Source organism: Amycolatopsis pithecellobii (assembly GCF_009707865.1).
Lineage (GTDB): Bacteria > Actinomycetota > Actinomycetes > Mycobacteriales > Pseudonocardiaceae > Amycolatopsis_E > Amycolatopsis_E pithecellobii.
Map to the genome: position 1 here is coordinate 48921 of NZ_WMBA01000043.1, position 20930 is coordinate 69850.

Below are 20930 nucleotides of genomic sequence, written 5' to 3' on the forward strand. Positions count from 1 at the left end.
CCCGTGAGGTCATCGCGGCCTCCGTTCGCGAGAACCGGGATGCCTGGAGCCGGGCCCGGCGTCGAGCATCCGGCTCGCGCGACCCCGCCGGTTACCAGCCGCGGTCGGCCAGGCGGTGCGGTTCGGGCACGTCGTCGACGTTGATGCCGACCATGGCCTCGCCGAGGCCGCGGGAGACCTTCGCGATCACGTCCGGGTCGTCGTGGAAAGTGGTGGCCTTGACGATCGCCTCGGCGCGCTTCGACGGGTTGCCCGACTTGAAGATGCCCGAGCCCACGAACACGCCCTCGGCGCCGAGCTGCATCATCATCGCCGCGTCCGCCGGGGTCGCGATGCCGCCCGCGGTGAACAGCACCACCGGCAGCTTCCCGCGCTCGGCCACCTCGCGGACCAGCTCGTACGGCGCCTGCAGCTCCTTCGCCGCGACGTACAGCTCGTCCTCCGGCAGCGACGTCAGCCGCTTGATCTCGGCGCGGATCTTGCGCATGTGCGTGGTCGCGTTGGACACGTCGCCGGTGCCCGCCTCGCCTTTCGAACGGATCATCGCCGCGCCCTCGTTGATCCGGCGCAGCGCCTCGCCCAGGTTCGTCGCCCCGCACACGAACGGCACGGTGAACGCCCACTTGTCGATGTGGTTGGCGTAGTCGGCCGGGGTGAGCACCTCGGACTCGTCGATGTAGTCCACGCCGAGCGACTGCAGCACCCGCGCCTCGACGAAATGCCCGATCCGCGCCTTGGCCATCACCGGGATCGACACGGCCTCGATGATGCCGTCGATCAGATCGGGATCACTCATCCGCGCCACCCCGCCCTGCGCACGGATGTCGGCCGGCACGCGCTCCAGCGCCATCACGGCCACCGCACCCGCGTCCTCGGCGATTTTCGCCTGCTCGGCGGTGACCACATCCATGATCACGCCGCCCTTGAGCATCTCGGCCATCCCACGCTTGACGCGCGCGGTCCCGCGCTCGGACTCGGGCGAACCAGGGGCTTGAACTTCGGACACGACAGAACGCCTTTCGAATCTGGGGTACGCACCTATTCTAGGTCCAGGTGGACCGGTTCCCCAGGCCAGTAAGCCGCGATTTCGGAAGGCCACTTTCGCCACCATGGCGGGTCGTGGTGAACACGGGGTTGCCGGGGCGCGTCCGACGGGTGTGTGATCGAGGGCACACCACTAGCAGACTTCCCCGGGGAGGCCACGCCATGGCCGAGAAGCAGACGAGAAACGGTGATGCCGGGGCCGCGGTCGCTGTCGGCGATCCCCGCATGCTGCGCAACGTCGTCCTGGTAGGCCCGTCCGGTTCGGGCAAGACGACGCTCACCGAGGCCCTGCTCGCGGTGTCCGGCACCGTGAGCAGGGCCGGTTCCGTCGTGGAGGGCACCACGGTGTGCGACCACGATCCGGCCGCGGTGCGGCAGCAGCGTTCGGTCGGCCTGTCGGTGGCACCGGTGCTGCACAAGGGTTACAAGGTCAACCTGATCGACACCCCCGGTTATTTCGATTTCGTCGGCGAGCTGCGGGCCGGGTTGCGCGCCGCGGACGCCGCCTTGTTCGTGGTGTCCGCGGCCGAGGGCGTGGACCCGGCGACGGTGACGCTGTGGGAGGAGTGCGCCGCGGTCGGCATGCCACGGGCCGTGGTCATCGCCAGGACCGACCACCACCGGGCCGACGTGACCGGCGAAATCGCCGCGTGCCAGGAGGCGTTCGGCGCCGGGGTGCTGCCGCTGTACCTGCCCGCCACCGGAGACGGGCCCGGCCTGATCGGGCTCATCACGCAACAGCGCTACGACTACTCCGGCGGCTACCCGCCGGTGCTCGCCGAGCCCGACCCGGCTGACCTGGAACGAATGGCGCAGGCCCGCAACGAGCTCATCGAGGGAATCATCGCCGAGAGCGAGGACGAGGGTCTGATGGACCGCTACCTCGAAGGCGAGGAGATCCCCGAGGCGACGTTGATCTCCGATCTGGAAACCGCCGTCGCGCGTGGCACTTTCCACCCCGTCATCCCGGTGTGCGCGACCAGCGGGCTCGGCCTCGCCGAGCTGCTCGACGGGATCACCCGCGCGTTCCCGTCCCCGCTGGAACATCCGGTGCCCAAGGTCCGCGGCGTCGACGGCGGCCCGCATGACGAGCTGCGCGCCGATCCGGGCGGACCGCTGGCGGCGGAGGTCGTGCGGACGGCCGTGGACTCCTACGTCGGGCGTGTCTCGCTGGTCCGCGTCTTTTCCGGGACGCTGCGGCCGGAACATCCCGTGCACGTCTCGGGGCACGGGCTCGCCGAGCGCGGTCACTCCGACCACGACGCCGACGAACGGGTCGCGCACCTGTACTCACCGCTGGGCGCGAACCTGCGCGAGGTGCCGTACTGCGTGGCCGGAGACCTGTGTGCGCTCACCAAGATCGGGTCGGCCGAAACCGGGGACACGGTGTCCTCACCGGAGGATCCGGTGCTGATGCGGCCGTGGACCATGCCGGAGCCGCTGCTGCCGGTGGCGATCGTGGCGCACAACCGCAGCGACGAGGATGCGTTGGCGCGTAACCTTTCCCGGCTCGTCGCGGGTGATCCGACGCTGCGGCTGGAGCGCAACGCCGAGACGAGCCAGCTCGTGCTGTGGTGCATGGGCGAGGCACACGCCGACGTCGTGTTGTCGCGGTTGCGGGCCGGCGGCGCCGAGGTCGACACGGAACCGGTGAAGATCAGCCTGCGCGAGACGTTCGCGAGCCCGGCGAAGGGCCACGGCCGGCATGTGAAGCAGTCCGGCGGGCACGGGCAGTACGCCGTGTGCGATATCGAGGTCGAGCCGCTGCCGCGGGGTGGGGGTTTCGAGTTCGTGGACCGGATCGTCGGCGGCGCGGTGCCACATCAGTTCATCCCCAGCGTGGAAAAGGGGGTGCGCGCGCAGTTGCAGCGCGGGCTGGCGTCGGGCAATCCCGTGGTCGACATCCGGGTGACGCTCGTCGACGGCAAGGCACACAGCGTCGACTCCTCCGACGCGGCGTTCCAGACGGCGGGTGCGCTGGCACTCAAGGACGCCGCCGCGGCGGGCCGGATTTCGTTGCTGGAGCCGGTGGACGCGGTCACGGTGCTGCTGCCGGACGAGCATCTGGGCACGGTGCTGGGCGACCTGTCGTCACGACGCGGCCGGGTGCTCGGCACGGAATCGGCCCACGGCGGGCGCACCCTGGTCCGCGCCGAGGTCCCGGCGACGGAGTTGTTGCGTTATGCGACGGACTTGCGGTCGCTGACCTCGGGTACGGCCACCTTCACCCGGCGGCACGCGCGCTTCGACCCGATGCCGGACGGAGTGAAGACCGGCTAGCCACCGCGAACGCTCAACTCGGACAACACGAAAGCTCAACTCGCGCACCGGGAAAGCTCAACTCGCGTCAGAAGAAACCGCCGGGGCGGTCGTTGCGGTCGGCGAGCAAACCCGCCAGCGTGGCGATCGCGATCTCCGGCGGGGTGCGCGAGCCGATGTTCAGCCCGATCGGCCGGTGCACACGGTCGATCTGCGCGGGCGGCACACCGAGCTGCCGCAGGGCTTCGACATGCGGGCCCGGGTGGCGCGGGTTGCCCATCACGCCGACCCATCGCACCGGGTGGACGAGCACGTCACGCAGCACCTCGCCGAGTTCGTCGCGATGGTGGTCGGTGACGACGACGTCCGTGGTGCCGTCCAGCTCGGGCAGCTCGCCGTCCTTCGGATCGTGCAGCACCGTGCGATAACCCAGGTCGGCGCCGTACTTGAGCAGGTAGCCGGCGACCGGGGTGTCGAACACCGCCACCAGCGTGCGGGTTTCGGTCTTCACCTCGGCCTCGCCGTGGGCGACCGCGCAGGAAGGGTCCGTCATGGCCCCCAAGCTACAACTCTGGTTCCACGATCTCGAAGTACTCGGGCTGCGGCGCCGTCCCGGCGAGCTTGAAGTACCGGACTTTCCGCCGGCGCCGCAAGGTGAGCGTGTCGCGCACGGCGTCGTTGTGCACGCGCCGCGCGATGACGACGCGGTGCTCGGCGTCGGCCAGCTCGTCCGCCAGCCGCGACGGCAACTGTTCGCGCCGGATCAGGGCGAGTTGTTTGGTCAGCTCGTTCTCCGCCGCCTCACGTTCCGGGCGCGGCGCGGCTTCCGCGTCGTCGGCGGCCCGCAGTACGGCCGCCGCTTCGTCGCCGGGCAGCGCACCCGCGGCCACCGCGCGGGCGACCACCGCGCGCCGTGCGAGTGCCGCGTCCAGCGCCGCCCAGCCCGCGTCGAGCCGGACATGCAGGCGGTCGAGCCGGTTCGCCGTCGCCACCAGGAAAAGCCCGCCGAGCACGATGACCGCGGCGAGCACCACCATCAGCCACAGCAACGCGTTCACGACGGCACGTCCTGTGCGCTGACCCGGCGCGGATCGGCCGCGACCGCCGTCTCGTACACGCGCAGCACCTGCGTCACCACGACCGGCCAGTCGTAGATCGCCACCCGCTCCCCCGCGGCCGCGGCGAGTGAGCCGCGGCGCGCGGGATCGTGCAGCAGTTCGCGCAGCGCACCGGCCAGCGCCTCCGCGTCACCGGGGGGGGTGAGCACCCCGGCGCGGCCGTCGTCGAGCACCCGGCGGAACGAGTCCAGCCCACTGGCGGCGACCGCGGTGCCCGCGGCCATCGCCTCGGTCAGAATCATGCCGAAGCTCTCGCCACCGAGGTTCGGCGCGCAGTAGACGTCGATACTTCGCAACGCGCGCGCCTTCGTCTCGTCGTCGACCTGGCCCAGCAACACGAGGTGCGCTGCCAGCTCCGGGCCGGCCATCCGGCGCAGCTCGTCCGGCTCTCCGCGGCCGACGACCAGAATTTCCAGGTTCGGGAATTCCGGCAGGATCCGCCGTGCCGCGTCGAGTAGTACCGCCATTCCCTTGCGGGGTTCGGTGAACCGGCCGACGAAACCGAGCGTGCCGCCCGCCCGCGGGTAGCCGTCCAAAGGGGACGCCCGGGCGAAGAAACCGGCGTCCACCCCGTTGGGGATCTCGACCGCGTCGCCACCGGCGTGTTCGACCTGGACCCGCCGCGCGAGCGCCGACACCGCGATCCGGGCGGTGATCTTCTCCAGCAACGGCCGCAGCACCGGCTGGAACGCCGAGAGTGTGCGCGATCGCGGGGTCGAGGTGTGGAACGTCGCGACGATCGGGCCGTCGGCGACCTTGAGCGCGAGCAGCGACAGGCTGGGCGCGACAGGCTCGTGCAGGTGCAGCACGTCGAAATTGCCGTCACGCAGCCACCGGCGCACGCGGGCATAGGACACCGGGCCGAACTGCAGCCGCGCGACCGAGCCGTTGTACGGGATGCCGAGCGCCTTGCCCGCGGGATGCACGAAGTCCGGCAGGACGGCGTCCTCGTCGGCGGGCGCGAGCACGGACACTTCGTGCCCGCGGGCGATGAGCGCACGGGCGAGGTCGACCACGTGTCCCTGCACCCCGCCAGGGACGTCGAACGAATACGGGCAGACGATGCCGATCTTCACCCCGCCGCCTCCCGGACCGCCTCGGCGGCGGTATCGCCCTCGAAGTCGGCCGTCCACAGCTTCTGCAGCATGTGCCAGTCGGCGGGATGTGCCGCGATGTCCCCCGCGAAGATGTCGGCCGTCGCCTGCACGGCGGCGGGCACCTCGGACCGCGAGGTGACCCGGATGCGCGGATGCACCCGCGCGCCCCAGCCGTCCTCGGTGAACCAGCAGCCGGCAGGCAGCAGCGCAGCACCGGTGCTCAGGGCGAGCCGCGCGGCACCAGGTGGCATTTTCGTGCGCTCACCGAAGAATTCGACCGGCACGCCGGAGCCCGAGAGATCACGGTCACCGACGAGGCACACGATCTTGTTCTCCCGCAACCGTTGCAGCAGTAACCGGAACGAGCCGGCGCCACCGTCCGCCGGCACGATCTCGAACCCGAGCGACTCGCGGTAGGCCACAAACCTGCGGTACAGCGAGTCGGGCCGCAGCCGCTCCACCACCGTGGTGAACGAACCCGCGTAGCCGACCAGCCACAGCCCCGCGACATCCCAGTTTCCCATGTGGGGCAAGACGACCACCGCGCCGTTACCCTCGGCCAGCGCGGCGTCGAGGTTTTCCGCGCCGGTGAGCGCGAATCCGCGCCGGATGAGCGTGACGTCCATCGCGGGCAGCCGGAACGCCTCCTGCCAGTATCGCGCGTACGACCGCATCGCGTCGCGGGTCAGCTCGTCCAGCTCGGCGGCCCCGGCCTGCGGTACGACCCGGGCGAGGTTGCGGCGCAGCTGCCGCACCCCGCCGCCGCGGCGGCGCGTCGCGAAATCCGCCCCCAGCGCGAACGCGGCATCGGCGAACCCGGCGGGCAGCCGCCGGACCAGCCGCCAGCCGGCGGCGTAGCCGAGATCGCTCGCGTGCTGGGTGAACCTCACGGATGTGCCTTCCGCGCGGAGTCCGCGAGGGAGAACATGCGCTGGATCAGGGTCACCGCGGACAGCACCGCGAGCAGCCACTGGGTTGCCTCGACGAGGTACGGCAGACCGAAGCCCTGCAGTCCGGTCCCGACGAGCGCGATGATGAGGCGCTCGGCGCGCTCGATCAGTCCGCCGTCCGCGCTGAGCCCGGACGCCTCGGCGCGCGCCTTGACGTAGGAGATCACCTGGCCCAGCACGAGCGACAGGAGCGTCGCGGCGGCGGCGCGGGAGTTGCCCCAGTCGGCGAAGCACCACCAGGCGATCGCGGCGAACAGCACGCCGTCGACGAGGCGGTCGCACGTCGCGTCCAGGGTGGCGCCGAACGGGGTGCCGTGCCCGCGGGCCCGTGCGATCGCGCCGTCGAGCAGGTCCAGCATGGCGAAACCCCACACCGTGAACGTGCCCCACAGCAGCAACCCGGCGGGGAAGAAGCCGATGGCGCTCGCGACGGCACCGGCTGTGCCGATCACCGTCATGACGTTCGGCGTGACCCCGGCGCGCAACAGCACCTTGCCGAGTGGATCGAGGGCGCGGGACACCGAAGCGCGCGCGAAGATGTTCAGCATCAGATCTGGGGTGCGGGGGCGGGCGTGCTCATCGCGGTCAACGTCACCTGGCTGCGGGGTCGGAGATGGTTCCTGCGAAGCCTATCCACCTCGTGCCGCGGGCGAGCGCCGCGGCGCGCCCAATGGGGCAGATCAGGGTTCCGCTGCTGCCTCGGCGGCGTCGGCTTCGGCGAGTGCGGCGCCGCATTGCCTGCCCAGCCGGCCACGGATCGCGTCGGAAATCTCACCCAGTGCCCGCGTCTGGTCCGGGGTCAGCACATCGAACAGTGCCTCGCGGACGGCCTCGACATGGCCGGGCGCGGCGGCTTCGATGGCTGCGAGGCCCTCGTCGGTCAGCCTCGCGAAGGCGCCGCGCTTGTCGGTCGGGCAGTTGGTACGGCTGACCCAGCCGGACTCCTCCAGTCGCGCCACCGCGTGCGAAAGCCGGCTGCGGGAGGAGCGACAGCGCTCGGCGAGCTCGCTCATGCGCAGCATGTGGCCCGGTTCCTCGGACAGGGCGGCGAGCACTTCGTAGTAGGTGTGGGGCATGCCGGAGTCGCGCTGGAGCTGGCTGTCCACATGGCCGCGGACCATGTCGACCGCCGCCCCGAAGGAACGCCAGACGCGTTGCTGCTCGTCCGTGAGCCACCGAGTTCCCGACATACGGACAATCCTACCTGTCGTTGAACCCTCAATCAGCTTTGCTACAGTGTGGTTGAGAGCTCAACAGCCAACAAGACATTCAAAAGGAGCTTGCATGAGCGCCCCCACGACCGAGATCCCGGGCTACACCACTGGTACCTGGAAGATCGACAGTGCGCACTCCGACGTCACCTTCACCGTCCGCCACCTGGGCGTTTCCAAGGTCCGCGGCCGTTTCGACCAGGTCGACACCACGATCGTCACCGCGGAAAACGTGCTCGACTCGACGGTGACCACCACCATCCAGGCCACCAGCATCGACACGAACAACGAGCAGCGCGACGGTCACGTCCGCAGCGCGGACTTCCTCGACGTCGAGCAGTTCCCGACGATCACGTTCACCTCGACCGGCGTCCGCGTCGACGGTGGCGACTACCTCATCGATGGTGACCTGACCATCCACGGTGTCACCAAGCCGGTCACCCTGGCCGCGGAACTCGGCGGCTTCGGCGACGGCATGGCGCCGGGCAGCAAGGTCCTCGGCATCTCGGCGTCGACCGAGATCAGCCGCGGCGACTTCGGCATCGGCGCGGGCGTGCCGGGCGCGGTGGTCAGCGACAAGATCAAGATCGAGCTGGACATCGAGGCCGGGCTGCAGGCCTGAGCCGCACCGGAAACGGCCGGTTCCCGCGGCGGAACCGGCCGTTTTCCTAGGCGGTTATCCGGCCTCGGCGCACGCACAATGGCCAGGAACTCTCGGCCGGTGTAGCGGGGTCCTATTTCCAGGCGGCGGCCAGCAGGGCGCGGGTCTCGCCCAGGAGCTGGGGCAGCACCTTCGTGTGGCCGATGACCGGCATGAAGTTCGCGTCGCCGCCCCAGCGGGGGACGATGTGCTGGTGCAGGTGGGCGGCTATCCCGGCGCCCGCGATCACGCCCTGGTTCATCCCGATGTTGAACCCGTGCGCACCCGACACCGAGCGGATGACCGTCATCGCGTGCTGGGTGAACTCGGCCAGCTCCGCGGTCTCCTCCACGCTCAAATCCGGATAGTCCGCCACATGCCGGTACGGCAACACCATCAGATGCCCCGGGTTGTACGGGTACAGGTTCAGCACCGCCCAGACCTGCTCGCCCCGCGCGACGATCAGGGCCTCTTCGTCCGGCAGCCCGAGCAGCCGGCAGAACGGGCAGCCCTCCGGATCATCGCCCTCGGGCTTGTCCTGCCCCTGCACGTAGGCAAGGCGGTGCGGGGTCCACAACCGCTGGAGCGCATCGGGGACCCCGATCCCATCCTGGGGAACGAAGTCGGGCCTGCTCACCCCAGAACCGCCTCGAACGCCTCCGCCGTCGGGGAGCCGTTCTCCCGGCGCGCGACCCACCCCGCGATCGCCTCCACCGCCGCGGTCACCGGCACCGAGTTGATCTGGCTGCCGTCGCGGAACCGGAACGACACCGCGCCCGCCTCGACGTCCTTGCCGCCTGCCAGCAACAGGAACGGCACCTTCTGCGTGGTGTGCGTACGGATCTTCTTCTGCATCCGGTCGTCACTGGTGTCGACCTCGACGCGAATCCCCTTGGCGCGCAAGGCTTTCTCGACCCCGCGAAGATGGTCGACATGCTCGTCGGCGATCGGGATGCCGACCGCCTGCACCGGTGCGAGCCAGGCCGGAAAGGCGCCGGCGTAGTGCTCGGTGAGCACCCCGAAGAACCGCTCGATCGACCCGAACAACGCCCGGTGGATCATCACCGGCTGCTGCCGCGAACCGTCGGCGGCCTGGTAGCTCAGTTCGAACCGCTTGGGCTGGTTGAAGTCCAGCTGGATGGTCGACATCTGCCACGACCGGCCGATCGCGTCCTTGGCCTGCACGGAGATCTTCGGCCCGTAGAACGCCGCGCCGCCCGGGTCCGGCACCAGTTCCAGGCCCGAAGACTCCGCGGCCTGGCGCAGCGCCTCGGTGGCCTCCTGCCACTCCTCGGGCTCGCCCATGAACTTGTCCGAGTCACCGCGGGTGGACAGCTCCAGATAGAAGTCGTCGAGCCCGTAGTCACGCAACAGGTCCAGCACGAAGGTCAGCAACGAGCGCAACTCGCCCTGCATCTGTTCCTTGGTGCAGTAGATGTGCGAGTCGTCCTGGGTCATCCCGCGCACGCGGGTCAGCCCGTGCACCACACCGGACTTCTCGTAGCGGTACACCGACCCGAATTCGAACAGCCGCAGCGGCAGCTCGCGGTAGGAACGCCCGCGCGAGCGGAAGATCAGGTTGTGCATCGGGCAGTTCATCGCCTTGACGTAATAGTCCGCGCCCTCCAGGTGCATGGGCGGGAACATGCCGTCGGCGTAGTGCGGCAGGTGCCCGGAGGTCTCGAACAGCCCGCCCTTGCTGATATGCGGGGTGTTCACGAACTCGTAGCCGTGCTCCTGGTGCTTCTGCCGCGAGTAAGCCTCCAGCTCACGCCGGATGATGCCGCCGCGGGGATGGAACACCGGCAAGCCGGAACCCAGCTCGTCCGGGAACGAGAACAGGTCGAGCTCCGCGCCGAGCTTGCGGTGGTCGCGGCGCTCGGCCTCGGCGAGCATCTCCACGTACGCGTCGAGGGCTTCCTGGGACTCCCACGCGGTGCCGTAGATCCGTTGCAGCTGCGGGTTTTTCTCGTCCCCGCGCCAGTACGCGGCAGCGACCCTGGTCAGCTTGAAGGCCGGGATGTACTTCGTGGTCGGCACGTGCGGACCACGGCACAGGTCGCTCCAGACCCGGTCCTTCGTGCGCGGGTCGAGGTTGTCGTAGATGGTCAGCTCACCGGCGCCGACCTCCATGATTTCGGAGGTATCCACTGTGTCCGTGCTGGACTTGAGGTCGATCAGCTCCAGTTTGAACGGCTCGTTCGCCAGCTCCTCGCGCGCCTGCTCGGGCGAATCGAAGCGGCGGCGCGAGAACTGCTGCGCGCCCTTGATGATCTGCTTCATGCGCTTCTCCAGCGCCTGCAGATCCTCGGGGGTGAACGGGGTGTCGACCGCGAAGTCGTAGTAGAACCCGTCCCGCACCGGCGGGCCGATGCCGAGCTTGGCCTGGGGGAACTGCTGCTGGACAGCCTGCGCGAGCACGTGCGCGGCCGAGTGCCGGATGACGCTGCGGCCGTCTTCGGTGCTCGCCGCGACCGGCTCGACCTCGGTGTCGGACTCGGGCGCCCAGGCGAGGTCCCGCAACCGGCCCTCGGGGTCGCGGACGACGACGACCGTGTCCGGCCCCTTGGTGGGCAGGCCCGCTTCGCGGATCGCGGCTCCGGCCGTAGTCCCGGCCGGCACCACCACGCTCGAAGCGGGTGCGGCTACGGCGGACGACGGCTGGTTCACGATGGGCTCCCTTGGACGAAGTGGTTACCCATCGATGCTATCCGCCGTCCGCCACCGGGTTTCCGCCAGGGAGTTCAGGCGGTTTCGACGACCTCGTCGTAGTCCAGCCGCGGCAGCCGGTCGAACCACGGGTTCTCGCCGGGCTTGCCCACGTTCACCACGACCAGGGACTTCCACTTGCGGTCGGCGAAGAACTCCTTGTCGATGCCCGCGGCGTCGAAGCCGGTCATCGGGCCGGCGGCCAGGCCGGCGGCGCGGATGCCGATGATGAAGTAGCCGACCTGCAGCAGCGAGTTCAGCCGCGCGAAGCCCTCACGGGCCTCCTCGCTGCCGGCGAACATGTCCTTCGCGTCCGGCTTGTGCGGGAAGGTCTTGGGCAGGTTCTCGTGGAAGTCGGTGTCGGCGGCGAGCACGACGGTCACCGGTGCGGTTCCGGTCTTGGCGCGGTTGCCCTCGGACATGTGCGGCAGCAGCCGCTCCTTGCCCTCCGGGGTACGCACGACCAGTGCCCGCAGCGGCTGGGTGTTCATCGAGGTCGGCGCCCACTTGACGAGGTCGTAGATCGCCTGGATCTGCTCGTCGGACACCGGCTCGTCGCTGAACGTGTTGGCGGTCCGTGCCTCACGGAACAGCAGGTCCTGCACGTCCTGCGGCAGGTTCAGCGCGTCGGCCAGGCTGGCGGTCGAAGTCATGCGAACTCCCTGTGACAACTCGGGTTACCTTCCACAGAGAACCTACATTGTTGAGCGCTTGACTATTTCCCGGCAGGGCTGTGCGGCTGGTCACTCAGCCGTAGAGGCGCACCCAGTCGATCTGCACGGAGGACTCCAGCGGGGCGCCGGGATGCTTGCGATTGTAGTTCTGCTGGATCACCAGGTGCATCGGCTGCTGCGGGATGAACTGCTTGTCCAGGTACGCGCCCCACGGCTCGCCGTCGAGGTAGAGGGTGATCCGGTCGGGCTGCCAGTCCACCGCGTAGTTGTGCCACTGCGTCATGTCGAACGGGTGGCTCTGCTGGTAGCCGCCGTCGGTGTTGCCGGGGCCGTGCAACCAGCTCTGCACATACTGCCGGGCCGGGTCGTACTCCTCCGCGAAATCGATCTCGCCGGTCTGCGCCCAGTTCGCGTCGTCGGCTGGCCAGAGCAGGAACACCGGGTTGAAGCCCGCGTCGGCGGGGGCGGGGAACCGGGCGCGGATCTCCCACCGGCCGAACGTCCGGTTCTGTTTCCACGCCAGGCCACAGGTGGTGCCGGCATCGTCGGCCGCCCCGGTGATCGTCAGCACCCCGCCGGACACGCGGCATTGCCGGGCACTCCACGTTTCCTTCGACGCCGCGTGGTATCCGTCGTAGACCCGCCAGCTGGTCGCGGGTTTCGGGCCGGTGAACTCGTCGCCGTCGACGCGCTGCCAGTTCTGCGCGACCGCGGCCTCACTGCTCGGCGGCCGAGTGGGCAGCACGCTCGGCAGGTTCGAACCGGGCGCCGGGCCGAGCTCCTTCGCCTCGGACGAGTCGAACCGCGCCGCCACCGCGCGCACCGCGAACACGACGCCCACGGCCAGCACGGCGCACATCATGACGACGATCACCCGACGTTTCACGGGCGACAAAATACATCCCTCGTACGGGTGGCGGTCACTATTCGCCCGAACTCCGCTCAGCCTGGTGCTTGGCCAGCAGGAACAGGGCCTGACGGCGTAGTCGCGCGCCGGGCGCCTTCGCTACTCCCACGAGCCGGTCGCGTTTGCGGACCTGCCAATCGGGTGATGACGCGAGGCTTTCGCTGAGGGTGCGCTGCTCGGCGTACTCCGCGCGCTGGGCCCGCGCCGAGACCGAACCGCGGCCGACGCGGAACGCGGCCAGTGACTCCCGGTTGCCGAAGAAGTCGCCGAACTCCAGCAGCCGTATCCACAGCGCCAGATCCATCGGAAACCGCCACCGCGCGTCGAACCCGCCGACCTTCTCGAAATGCTCGCGGCGGAACAGCGCGCCACCCGGCTCACCGAGCGGGTTGCCGCCGTGCCGGACGATCTTGCGGACGACGTCGGTGCTGGCCTGCCTGCCGAGCAAGCCGCGCAGCCCCCGGTTGCGGCTGATCACCGTGCCCTGCTCGTTGATCAGGTCGCGGCGGCTGCACACGAGCGCGAGGCCCGGGTCGAGCACCTCGTGCTGGCGCCGCAGGCAATGCGGATGCAGCAGATCGTCGGCGCACACGAGTTTCACCAGCGGGGCCCGCGTTTCGGCGACCGCCCGGTTCCAGTTGTCCGCGAGCGGCAGCACGTTTTCGTTGCGCACCACGCGAAGCCGGGGATCGGCGAACCCGGCGAGGATCTCGGGGGTGCGGTCGGTGGAGGCGTTGTCGAGCACGACGAGTTCGAAATCGGTGAAGGACTGGGAAAGTACGCTGCGCACGGTGCCGGCCAGGTAGCGCTCGGCCTGGTACGCGGGGACGCACACGGAGATCGCGGGCGTGCTCACGACGGCTCCTCCTCTCGTAACCGCCTCATACCGTCAGCCCCACGACGATCCGCCAGACCGCGCCGATCACGGTCAGCACGGTCAGCACGACGGCCACCACGTCGAGCGTGCGGACCCGGTCGGTGCGCGCGCTGGCCGAGTCGGTCGAGCGGCGGCCGACGGCGAGTTCCTTGAGCACCGTGCGGACGATGAGCACGGCGAGCAGCGCCACCCCGAGGATCGCGGTGGCCAGGGTCAGGACATCAGCGGAATTCACGTGGGCACAGTCTTCCGCACGAGCCGCGCCGGGACCCCGGCGTACACGCCCGGCTCCGGGCAGTCGCGGGTCACCACTGCGCCGGCGGCGATCACGACATCGTCGGCGATGTGCACACCGGGCAGGATCTGAGCGCGCGCGCCGACCCACACCCGGTCGCCGATCCGGACCTGGCGGCCCTCGGCGACGCGGGACACCCTGCCGTCGGGCAGCGTCGGATGGTGCGAGGTGATGATCATCGCCTGCGGGCCGAACTGGCAGGCCTCCCCGATCCGGATCGGCGCCACCGGCTCGAAGTAGCACTCGGCGTTGAGGAACGTGCGTCTGCCGATCTCCAGGTTGCGCATCGGCCCGTGGACGCGCAGGCCGGGGAAGATGTTGCCCGAGCGCACGCGCGCGCCCAGGAGGCGGTAACCCACCAGCCGCAGCGGGCGCGGCATGAGCGCGCTGCCCAGCACCGCGTTGACGAGCACCCCCACGGTCATCGCCCACAGCTCGATCCGGACCTGGTTCATCAGCCGGCTCGCATTGCTCAACTGGTTCCTCCACCACTGCCCTGGACGATGCTCTCCGCGGGTGCGGTCCTGGCCAGCACCAGCGAGTCGTTGTCATTGAAGGCCAGCCGGTACAGGCCGGTGCCCTCCAACGCTTTCACGAGGCGATCACCGTAGTCGGCCGGGACGCCGTCGAAGATCTTGAGGTAGGCCAGCTGGGGCGGGGTGAGCACGAGATAGTCCGGCCCCTTCTCGCGGATACACGCGGTGAGCGGATCGAGCTGGTCGAGCCGCGTGCAGTAACCGTCCACTTCGTACTGTGACACCTCGCCGACCCTGGCGAACGACAGCGGCACCGAGTTCACCAGCGAGTCCACCCGCTGACCCGGTTGCGCCTGCCCGACACCCCACGCCGCGGCGGCGATGTCGCTGCGGGTGAAGCTGGTGTAGGCGTCGTTGCCGCCGCGCGCGGTGACGGTCGTGGCGATCAGCCCGGTCAGCACCAGCCACGGAACCGCGGCCAGCACCATGGTCCTGACCGGCCGGTTGCGCCAGCGCATCCGGCGCGCGCTGGTCGCCGCGCGTTCCAGTGCGAGCGCGGCGGGCAGCGCCAGAATCGGCAGCGAGTACAGGAAGCAGCGCATGAACACCTCGCCGCCATAGGGCTGGGCGACCGCGATCCCGAACGGCGCGAGGCACAACACCGGCAGCAGCCATGAGCGCAGCGAGTCCCGGCGCATCAGCACGATGCCCACCGCGGCAAGGCCCATCACGAACACCGTGATCCCGACCCGGACGGCGAGCACGATGAGATGCCCGGTGCCACCGGCGAAGCGGTTCACGATCCCTTCGTCGACGGACGAGCTGACATCGCCGAACGGGCTGAGGATCATCTGGATCAGCTGCCCGCTCCAGAATTCCGAGGCGCCGAGGGAGAACCAGATGACCGCGGCGCCCAGCACGAGAAACGGCAGCCACGCCGGCCACAGCCGGGCGAACAGCAGCACGAGCAGCAGCAGCACGCCGAGCAGGAACGGGGTGAGCTGGTGGGTGAACGCGAGCGCGATCCCGATCAGCACCACCGCGCCCTGCGCCACCAGCCGGGCCTTCGGACTCGACCGCGGTGCCAGGCGCGCGCGCAGCCGGGCCTTGACCGGTTCGGTCAGCCGTGGCCGGACCAGATGCCGGAAGGTCAGCGTCAGCGCGGCCAGCAGCAGCACCATCGCGACGCCCTGCGGGGAGAAATAGTCCTGCTCGGTCCAGTCGGCGGCGAGAAAGATCCACGGCGCGATCCAGGACGCGCGGCGGTTTCCCAGCGCCGAGACGGCCAGCGCCCGTACGCCGAGCACCATCAGCCCGGACAGCACCACGGGTGCCCAGTTCAGGAGCGGCACCGCGTCGGGAATCCCGGCCGCCTTGGTGACCATCGCGACGAGTGAGAAGAACCCGGCCCAGGAGAACCGCGCGTCGTAGTTGTGCAGGATGTCGCCGTGGGTGGCGATGTAGTCGGCGAACCCGACGTGCAGCCAGCCGACCGGGAGCCGCGCGACCTCTTCCACGGCCGGCTGCAGGCCGTACACGAACACGACGCCGAGCAGCGTGTACGTGGACAGGAAGAGCGTGCGCGGGGTGTAGCGCAGCAGTTCCAGCACGACCGCGGCGACCAGGATCGGGTACGACAGCAGGGTCGGGATCGACAGCTCGGCCACGATGCCCATGCCGCCGATCTGCGACGGCGGGATCGGATGCAGCCCGACGACCCACAGGATCAGCGCGACCCCGGCGAGCGCGGGCCCGGCGAACGGGTCGGCCAGGATCGCGGGCCGGCCCGCCCCCTGTCCGAGGCGCGGCCGTGACTCGACCGCGCGGCGCGGTGGCTCACCGTCGGGTGGGGTGAGCTTCCCGGCGGCCGGGATGTAGCGGGTCGGGCTGCTCGGCGGCGAATAGTGCACCGGCTGGTTGCGGCCAGGGTAACGGCGGACCGGCCGGTTCGGGCGGAACGGCCGCAGCAGCCGGGTGGGCAGGTTCGTCACGGGCGCGCCCCCGCGAGCCGGGCGCGCAGGCCGGCGAGCACCACGACCGCGAGAACACCTTGTGCCACAAGCATTCCCACCCCGAACGCGAGCTGGCTGGGCAGCACGAGAGCGAGCACGACGGCGGTCAGCGCGGTCGTCGCGTGCAATGCCGCGACCCCGATCCCCCGGCCCGCCGCCAGCTGCACCGCGACGCCCAGCACGACGGCCAGCCGCGGCAGCTGTGCGGCGAGCAGGATGCGCAGCAGGCCGGTGCCCTGGGTGTACTCCGGGCCGAAGATCGCCAGCAGCACGCTCGCCAGCACGCCGCCGAGGAGCAGCACCGGCGCGAACACGAGGAACAGCCGCTTGCCCGCGTCGCGCACGAGGCCGCGGGTGTGCCCGGGTTCGGCCGAGAGCCGGACGACGAGCGGGTTGACGAACGCGGTGGCGGCGACGTCGACTGCATTGATCGCGGTCCAGACCACGAAGAACACGGCGTTCGCCTCGGCGCCGAACCGGTGCAGGATGATCAGCGGCACCAGGTTGTACAGCACCACCACGCACACGGTCGCCGGATACGTCGGCGCGAGCAGCCGCACGATCTCGCGCCGGTCCGGCAGCGCGCCGGGATCGCGGCCGGGGCGCACCCGCCGGAACACCAGCACGGTCACGATGACGACGCCGAGCACCGTCGGCACCATCCACGACAGCACCAGCCCGAGCGCGCCGGCCACCGGGGCGAGCGCGCCCAGCAGCGCCAGCCGCAGCACGCTGAACGAGCCGTTCTCCACCGGCACCCAGCGCGCCTGGCCCAGTCCGGTGAGCACCGCGTCCTGGAACTGGAACAACGTCCAGCCCACCGCGGCCGGGATGAACAGCAGCGCCCCGGCCGGGAGCCGGTGCACGACGTCGGCGCCCGCGGGCACCAGCACGAACACCACCGACCCGGCGAGCCCGCCGAGCAGGACCGCGAGGTAACCCCGGCGCAGCAGGCGCCGGTTCTGCGCGCCCGCACGCGGCAGCCAGCGCAGGACGGCCGGGCCGAGACCGAGTTCGGCGACCCCGGCGATGAGCAGGAACCCGGACACGAACGCGGAGGTGTCACCGACCTCCGCCGAGGGAAGCAGGCGGGCGGCGAGCACCCAGCCGATCATCCCGGCGACGGCGGTGATCGCGGCACTCGCCGACAGCGCGAGGCCGTCGGCGACCATTCCGCGCGCGGGCTTTGTCGCGGTCACGGAACGCTCCGCGGCCGGCTGCGCAGCACATGGTGGACCAGCAGCGCCGCGGTCGCGACCACCATGCCCAGCACCGCCGCCTCCGGATGCCAGGCATGCGTGAGCACCAGCAGCTGCGCCACGATCAGCCCGGCCGACAGTGACAGCCCGACCGCGCTGATCCAGGTGACCGACAGGTGCCGCACGTTGACGTAGGAGATGAGCGCCCAGCCGGGGGCGGTGCCGAGGAACAGCAGCACCGCGATCGTCCGCACCGGGGTGTCCAGGTCCAGCGTGATCAGCAAGGCGGTGAGCACACAGATGCCGAGCAGGCAGTACGCCGTGATCCGCCGGATCCTCAGCTGCTCGGCCACTGCCACCCTTCCACTCGGCGCGTCGGCAATTCTCTACCGCGGGCGCGACCGCGCGTCCACGCGGTGCCGTTTCCAAGCCTTGGCCAGTGCGAGCGGGCCGCCGAGCAGACCGTAGCGTTCGTCGCGGCGCAGCTGCCGCAGCCGGGAGCGGGCCGCGCGGTCCGACAACGGCAGCTCCGGCGTGCGTGCCGCCAGCCGCGCGAGGCCGCGCGGGAAGTGGCGGAGGATCGAGAAGACCCCGATCGGCCGTCGCGCGATGGACAGCAGCAGCATCGCCGCGAGCCCGACACCGTAGCCGCGCATCTGTTCGCGCAGCTCCAGCCAATCCGCGCGATGGGTGTGCCGCGCGACCGCATGCGGGGTGTAGACCACGGTGCCGCCCGCGCGGGCCAGCCGGACGAACAGGTCCAGGTCCTCCCCCGCCATCGACGGTGTGCCCGCGCCGAGCAACGGGTCGAACCCGCGCAGGCTCTCGAACGTGGTGCGGCGCCAGGTGGTGCAGCTGCCGGGGCCGTAGCGCGCCATCGACAGCGGATACAGCGGGTCCTCGCGCACGGTCTCGCGGTCGAGACGCTGGCGGTGGACGGTGTGGCTGTACCCCTTGAGCCGTTCGAACAGGACTTCGGCGTCGGTCTCCAGGCTCGCCGGCAGGACCATCGCCGTCACGCAGCCGAGGTCCGGGTCGGTGACGAACTCCTCGGCGACGGCGTCGAACCAGCCTGGCTCCACGCTGATGTTCTCGTCGAGAAACGCGATGAAATCACCGGTACTCGCCACCGCACCGGTGTTGCGGGCGACGCTGACCCCCTTGCGCGGCTCGACCAGATAACGCGCGCCGAGCCGCTCGACCTCGCCACGCAGCCAGTCATCCCCGGCCTCCTGGGGCGGAAAGTTGTCCACCACCAGGATTTCCAGCTCACCGGGGTAACCGGCGGCGAGCGCCGCGCGCACGCTCTCGACGGCTTGCGCCTTACGGTGCGCGGTCGGGATCACGACGCTGATCAGCGGCCGTTCGAAGCCGGTTTCCCTGGCCACGACGGGAGTTCCGGCGGCGAGCACGTCGAGCTGGACCACGCCGTGGCGTACCGGCAGCAGCATCACGTCGAGGGTGCGCTCGCCGTCTCGCACCAGCACCTGCGCCGCGCGGTAATGCCCCACCGCCCGCGGCGGGACCGTCAGCCGCGCCGGCAGGTCACGGATGTCCACTGTGGCCACGTGAATCGGGCCGTGCACGAGTTTCGGGGTGCTGACCCGGATCCGCAGCCGGTGCCGGCTCAGCTTGCCGCGCAGGTAACCCGCCGCGGTCGCACCGACCACCACGAACAGCGCGAGCAACCCGGAGAAACCCTTGCCGCGCACCAGTTTCGCGAATTCCCGCAGCATCGCCGCCGGGATGATCCGGCGCAGGTAGTCGCGCTCGGTGGACAGTGCCGCGTCGGCACCGACCGACCGCGACACCAGCGCCTTCGAGATGCCCTCGCCCCAGCCACGTCGGCGCAGATAACCCCACGTGAGCCGATCCGGCGTGACGCGGTGGCGCACCACCGCCGACGGGCGGAACAGGATCAGCGCACCCGGCGAAGCCTGCCGCAGCCGGATGCACAGCTCGGTCTCCTCGCAGCCCAGCGGGGTGCGCCCGACGCGGCCGAGGTCCTCGGTGAACAACCCGGCGAGCTGGAAGGCCTCACGGCGGAAGGACATGTTGCAGCCCATGAGGTTCCGGACCGGCTCCTCGGTGCGCGGCTGACCGGTGTAGGTGCAGCCGACGACCCAGTCCAGTTCCCCGTCCCCGCCGCCCGCGGGCAGCAGCGGCGAGCGTTCCCCGTCCGGCCAGGCCGGTCGTGCCGCGCCGCCGACGGCGAGCACCCGCGGATCTTCATACCCGGCGAGCAGTTCTTCGAGCCAGTCCCGTTCGGGCACGGCGTCGTCGTCGAGGAACACGAGCACGTCGCCCTTGGCGAGCTCGATCGCGGTGTTGCGGGCCCCGGAAAGCCCGCGCCGCCCCGAATTCGCCACCACGAGCACACCGGTGAACTCCGCGGCAGCGCGCTGCTGGAGCTCCGGGTTGTGGTCGATGACGAGGATGACCTCGCCGGCAGGCACGGTCTGTGCCTCGACCGCCGCGAGTGCCGCGGTCACGTCATCCCAGCGCCGCTGCGTGTAGGCGCAGATCACGACTGTGGTGTTCATGGTCTCTGGCCCACGGTTTCGATCATCGCGGGGGCGAACTCGCCGAACCGGCGGGTGCGGCGCTGGCGGCCGACGCGCTGCCATTCCGCGACGAGGGTGCGCAGCACGCGCCCGCCGTCGGAGAACGTACGCAGGTTCGTCTCGCCGTAGATGCGCTTGCGCTCGACGCTGGGCACCTCGGTGATCCACAGGCCGAGCGCGGCGGCGCGGCAGTTGATCACGGTCTCGATCTCGAACCCGTCGCCCCACCGCATGGCCGGCCCGTCCGGGGCGAACACCGGCGGCAACGCGAGGCCCGGCACGAGATCACGCCAGAAAGCGTTGTAGCCGTAACAAAGATCGGTGAACCCGCCGCTGAACAACGTGTTGGACAACCGGTTCAGCCCGGAATTCCCCGCGGCGCGCAGCGCGGTGATGTCATCGCTGCCGCCGCCCGGGGCGAACCGGCTGCCCTTCGCGAAATCCGCGCCGCCGACGAGGGCGTCCACGAACCGCGGGATCTCGGCCGGGTCGGCGGAGCCGTCGGCGTCGAACATGACGATCACGTCGCCGGAGGCGGCGGCGAACCCGCACGCGAGCGCGTTTCCCTTGCCACGGCGGGTTTGCTGGAGGACGCGGACGCCCGGCAGCGCCTCGTGCGCCACGCGCAGCGTGTCGTCGTCCGAATGCCCGTCGACGACGATGACCTCGGACACCGGCGGCAGCTCCGGCAGCACGACGCGCAGGTTGTCGGCCTCGTTCTTGGCCGGGACGATGACCGTCACGTCCGGTTCGAGGCGGCGTTTCGGGGTGCGCCGTGCGGCGCGGGAAATGGCGTCACCGAGATTTTCGAACTCGGGAACGCGGGCGTCGGTGACGGGACGCGGGGAATCGGTGATCGTCACGCGCTGGTTCCTCACGGGGGCAGGGGGATTCGGGG

The 20930-nt window shown here is 70.4% G+C and carries 21 protein-coding genes; 2 read left to right on the plus strand and 19 right to left on the minus strand.

Going from position 1 to position 20930, the window contains the following annotated elements; all coding sequences use genetic code 11:
- Positions 1-91 precede the first annotated feature (91 nt).
- Positions 92-1006: a pyridoxal 5'-phosphate synthase lyase subunit PdxS gene (gene pdxS, locus GKO32_RS24470; protein ID WP_312868477.1), complete on the minus strand. Its 915-nt coding sequence runs from the start codon at positions 1004-1006 to the stop codon at positions 92-94.
- Positions 1007-1206: 200 nt separating this feature from the next.
- Here pdxS and GKO32_RS24475 point away from each other — a divergent pair, with 200 nt between their 5' ends.
- Positions 1207-3324, plus strand: a complete 2118-nt coding sequence (locus tag GKO32_RS24475; RefSeq protein WP_154759239.1) for an elongation factor G-like protein EF-G2 — start codon at positions 1207-1209, stop codon at positions 3322-3324.
- Positions 3325-3391: 67 nt separating this feature from the next.
- Here the strand turns inward: GKO32_RS24475 and GKO32_RS24480 are convergent, their stop codons facing one another.
- The 6 genes from GKO32_RS24480 to GKO32_RS24505 form a co-directional block, all read right to left on the minus strand.
- Positions 3392-3856: an XdhC family protein gene (locus GKO32_RS24480; protein WP_154759240.1), complete on the minus strand. Its 465-nt coding sequence runs from the start codon at positions 3854-3856 to the stop codon at positions 3392-3394.
- 10 nt (positions 3857-3866) lie between these two features.
- Positions 3867-4361: a LemA family protein gene (locus GKO32_RS24485; RefSeq protein ID WP_312868478.1), complete on the minus strand. Its 495-nt coding sequence runs from the start codon at positions 4359-4361 to the stop codon at positions 3867-3869.
- Positions 4358-5497, minus strand: a complete 1140-nt coding sequence (locus GKO32_RS24490) for a glycosyltransferase family 4 protein (protein ID WP_312868479.1) — start codon at positions 5495-5497, stop codon at positions 4358-4360. The genes GKO32_RS24485 and GKO32_RS24490 overlap by 4 nt, the downstream gene beginning before the upstream one ends.
- Positions 5494-6408: a phosphatidylinositol mannoside acyltransferase gene (locus GKO32_RS24495; RefSeq protein WP_312868480.1), complete on the minus strand. Its 915-nt coding sequence runs from the start codon at positions 6406-6408 to the stop codon at positions 5494-5496. The genes GKO32_RS24490 and GKO32_RS24495 overlap by 4 nt, the downstream gene beginning before the upstream one ends.
- Entirely contained in the window at positions 6405-7016 is a 612-nt protein-coding gene (pgsA, locus tag GKO32_RS39285) for a phosphatidylinositol phosphate synthase (protein ID WP_154759242.1), read from the minus strand. Before pgsA ends, GKO32_RS24495 begins: the two co-directional genes overlap by 4 nt.
- 132 nt (positions 7017-7148) lie before the next feature.
- Entirely contained in the window at positions 7149-7658 is a 510-nt protein-coding gene (locus GKO32_RS24505; protein ID WP_154759243.1) for a MarR family winged helix-turn-helix transcriptional regulator, read from the minus strand.
- Positions 7659-7752: 94 nt separating this feature from the next.
- On the opposite strand from GKO32_RS24505, the gene GKO32_RS24510 reads away from it, so the two are divergent.
- A complete protein-coding gene (locus GKO32_RS24510) occupies positions 7753-8301 on the plus strand; it encodes a YceI family protein (RefSeq protein WP_154759244.1) in 549 nt (182 codons plus the stop codon).
- Positions 8302-8413: 112 nt separating this feature from the next.
- Here GKO32_RS24510 and GKO32_RS24515 read toward each other — a convergent pair whose 3' ends face one another.
- From GKO32_RS24515 to GKO32_RS24570, 12 genes are all read right to left on the minus strand, one after another.
- Complete coding sequence (locus GKO32_RS24515; protein WP_312868482.1) at positions 8414-8956, minus strand: HIT family protein; 543 nt, start codon at positions 8954-8956, stop codon at positions 8414-8416.
- The gene (gene thrS, locus GKO32_RS24520) at positions 8953-10989 is read right to left on the minus strand and encodes a threonine--tRNA ligase (protein ID WP_312868483.1); all 2037 of its coding nucleotides are present in this window, start codon (positions 10987-10989) and stop codon (positions 8953-8955) included. The genes GKO32_RS24515 and thrS overlap by 4 nt, the downstream gene beginning before the upstream one ends.
- 74 nt (positions 10990-11063) lie before the next feature.
- The gene (locus GKO32_RS24525; protein WP_154759245.1) at positions 11064-11681 is read right to left on the minus strand and encodes a malonic semialdehyde reductase; all 618 of its coding nucleotides are present in this window, start codon (positions 11679-11681) and stop codon (positions 11064-11066) included.
- Between the two features lie 94 nt (positions 11682-11775).
- Positions 11776-12588 carry a glycoside hydrolase family 16 protein gene (locus GKO32_RS24530; RefSeq protein WP_312868484.1) on the minus strand — a complete coding sequence of 271 codons (813 nt, stop codon included), beginning with the start codon at positions 12586-12588 and terminating at the stop codon, positions 11776-11778.
- Between the two features lie 37 nt (positions 12589-12625).
- Entirely contained in the window at positions 12626-13465 is an 840-nt protein-coding gene (locus tag GKO32_RS24535) for a glycosyltransferase family 2 protein (RefSeq protein ID WP_312868486.1), read from the minus strand.
- Between the two features lie 25 nt (positions 13466-13490).
- On the minus strand, positions 13491-13721 hold the full coding sequence (locus GKO32_RS24540; protein ID WP_312868488.1) for a hypothetical protein: 231 nt from the start codon (positions 13719-13721) through the stop codon (positions 13491-13493).
- A complete protein-coding gene (locus GKO32_RS24545) occupies positions 13718-14257 on the minus strand; it encodes a DapH/DapD/GlmU-related protein (RefSeq protein ID WP_246244581.1) in 540 nt (179 codons plus the stop codon). The genes GKO32_RS24540 and GKO32_RS24545 overlap by 4 nt, the downstream gene beginning before the upstream one ends.
- On the minus strand, positions 14254-16248 hold the full coding sequence (locus tag GKO32_RS24550) for a hypothetical protein (RefSeq protein ID WP_312868489.1): 1995 nt from the start codon (positions 16246-16248) through the stop codon (positions 14254-14256). Before GKO32_RS24550 ends, GKO32_RS24545 begins: the two co-directional genes overlap by 4 nt.
- Entirely contained in the window at positions 16245-17468 is a 1224-nt protein-coding gene (locus GKO32_RS24555; protein ID WP_312868491.1) for a lipopolysaccharide biosynthesis protein, read from the minus strand. Before GKO32_RS24555 ends, GKO32_RS24550 begins: the two co-directional genes overlap by 4 nt.
- Positions 17465-17821, minus strand: a complete 357-nt coding sequence (locus GKO32_RS24560) for a hypothetical protein (protein WP_312868493.1) — start codon at positions 17819-17821, stop codon at positions 17465-17467. The genes GKO32_RS24555 and GKO32_RS24560 overlap by 4 nt, the downstream gene beginning before the upstream one ends.
- Before the next feature lie 33 nt (positions 17822-17854).
- Positions 17855-20011 (minus strand): glycosyltransferase, encoded by a 2157-nt coding sequence (locus tag GKO32_RS24565; RefSeq protein WP_166459712.1) that lies wholly within the window; start codon positions 20009-20011, stop codon positions 17855-17857.
- On the minus strand, positions 20008-20910 hold the full coding sequence (locus GKO32_RS24570) for a glycosyltransferase family 2 protein (RefSeq protein ID WP_312868494.1): 903 nt from the start codon (positions 20908-20910) through the stop codon (positions 20008-20010). The genes GKO32_RS24565 and GKO32_RS24570 overlap by 4 nt, the downstream gene beginning before the upstream one ends.
- Positions 20911-20930 lie beyond the last annotated feature (20 nt).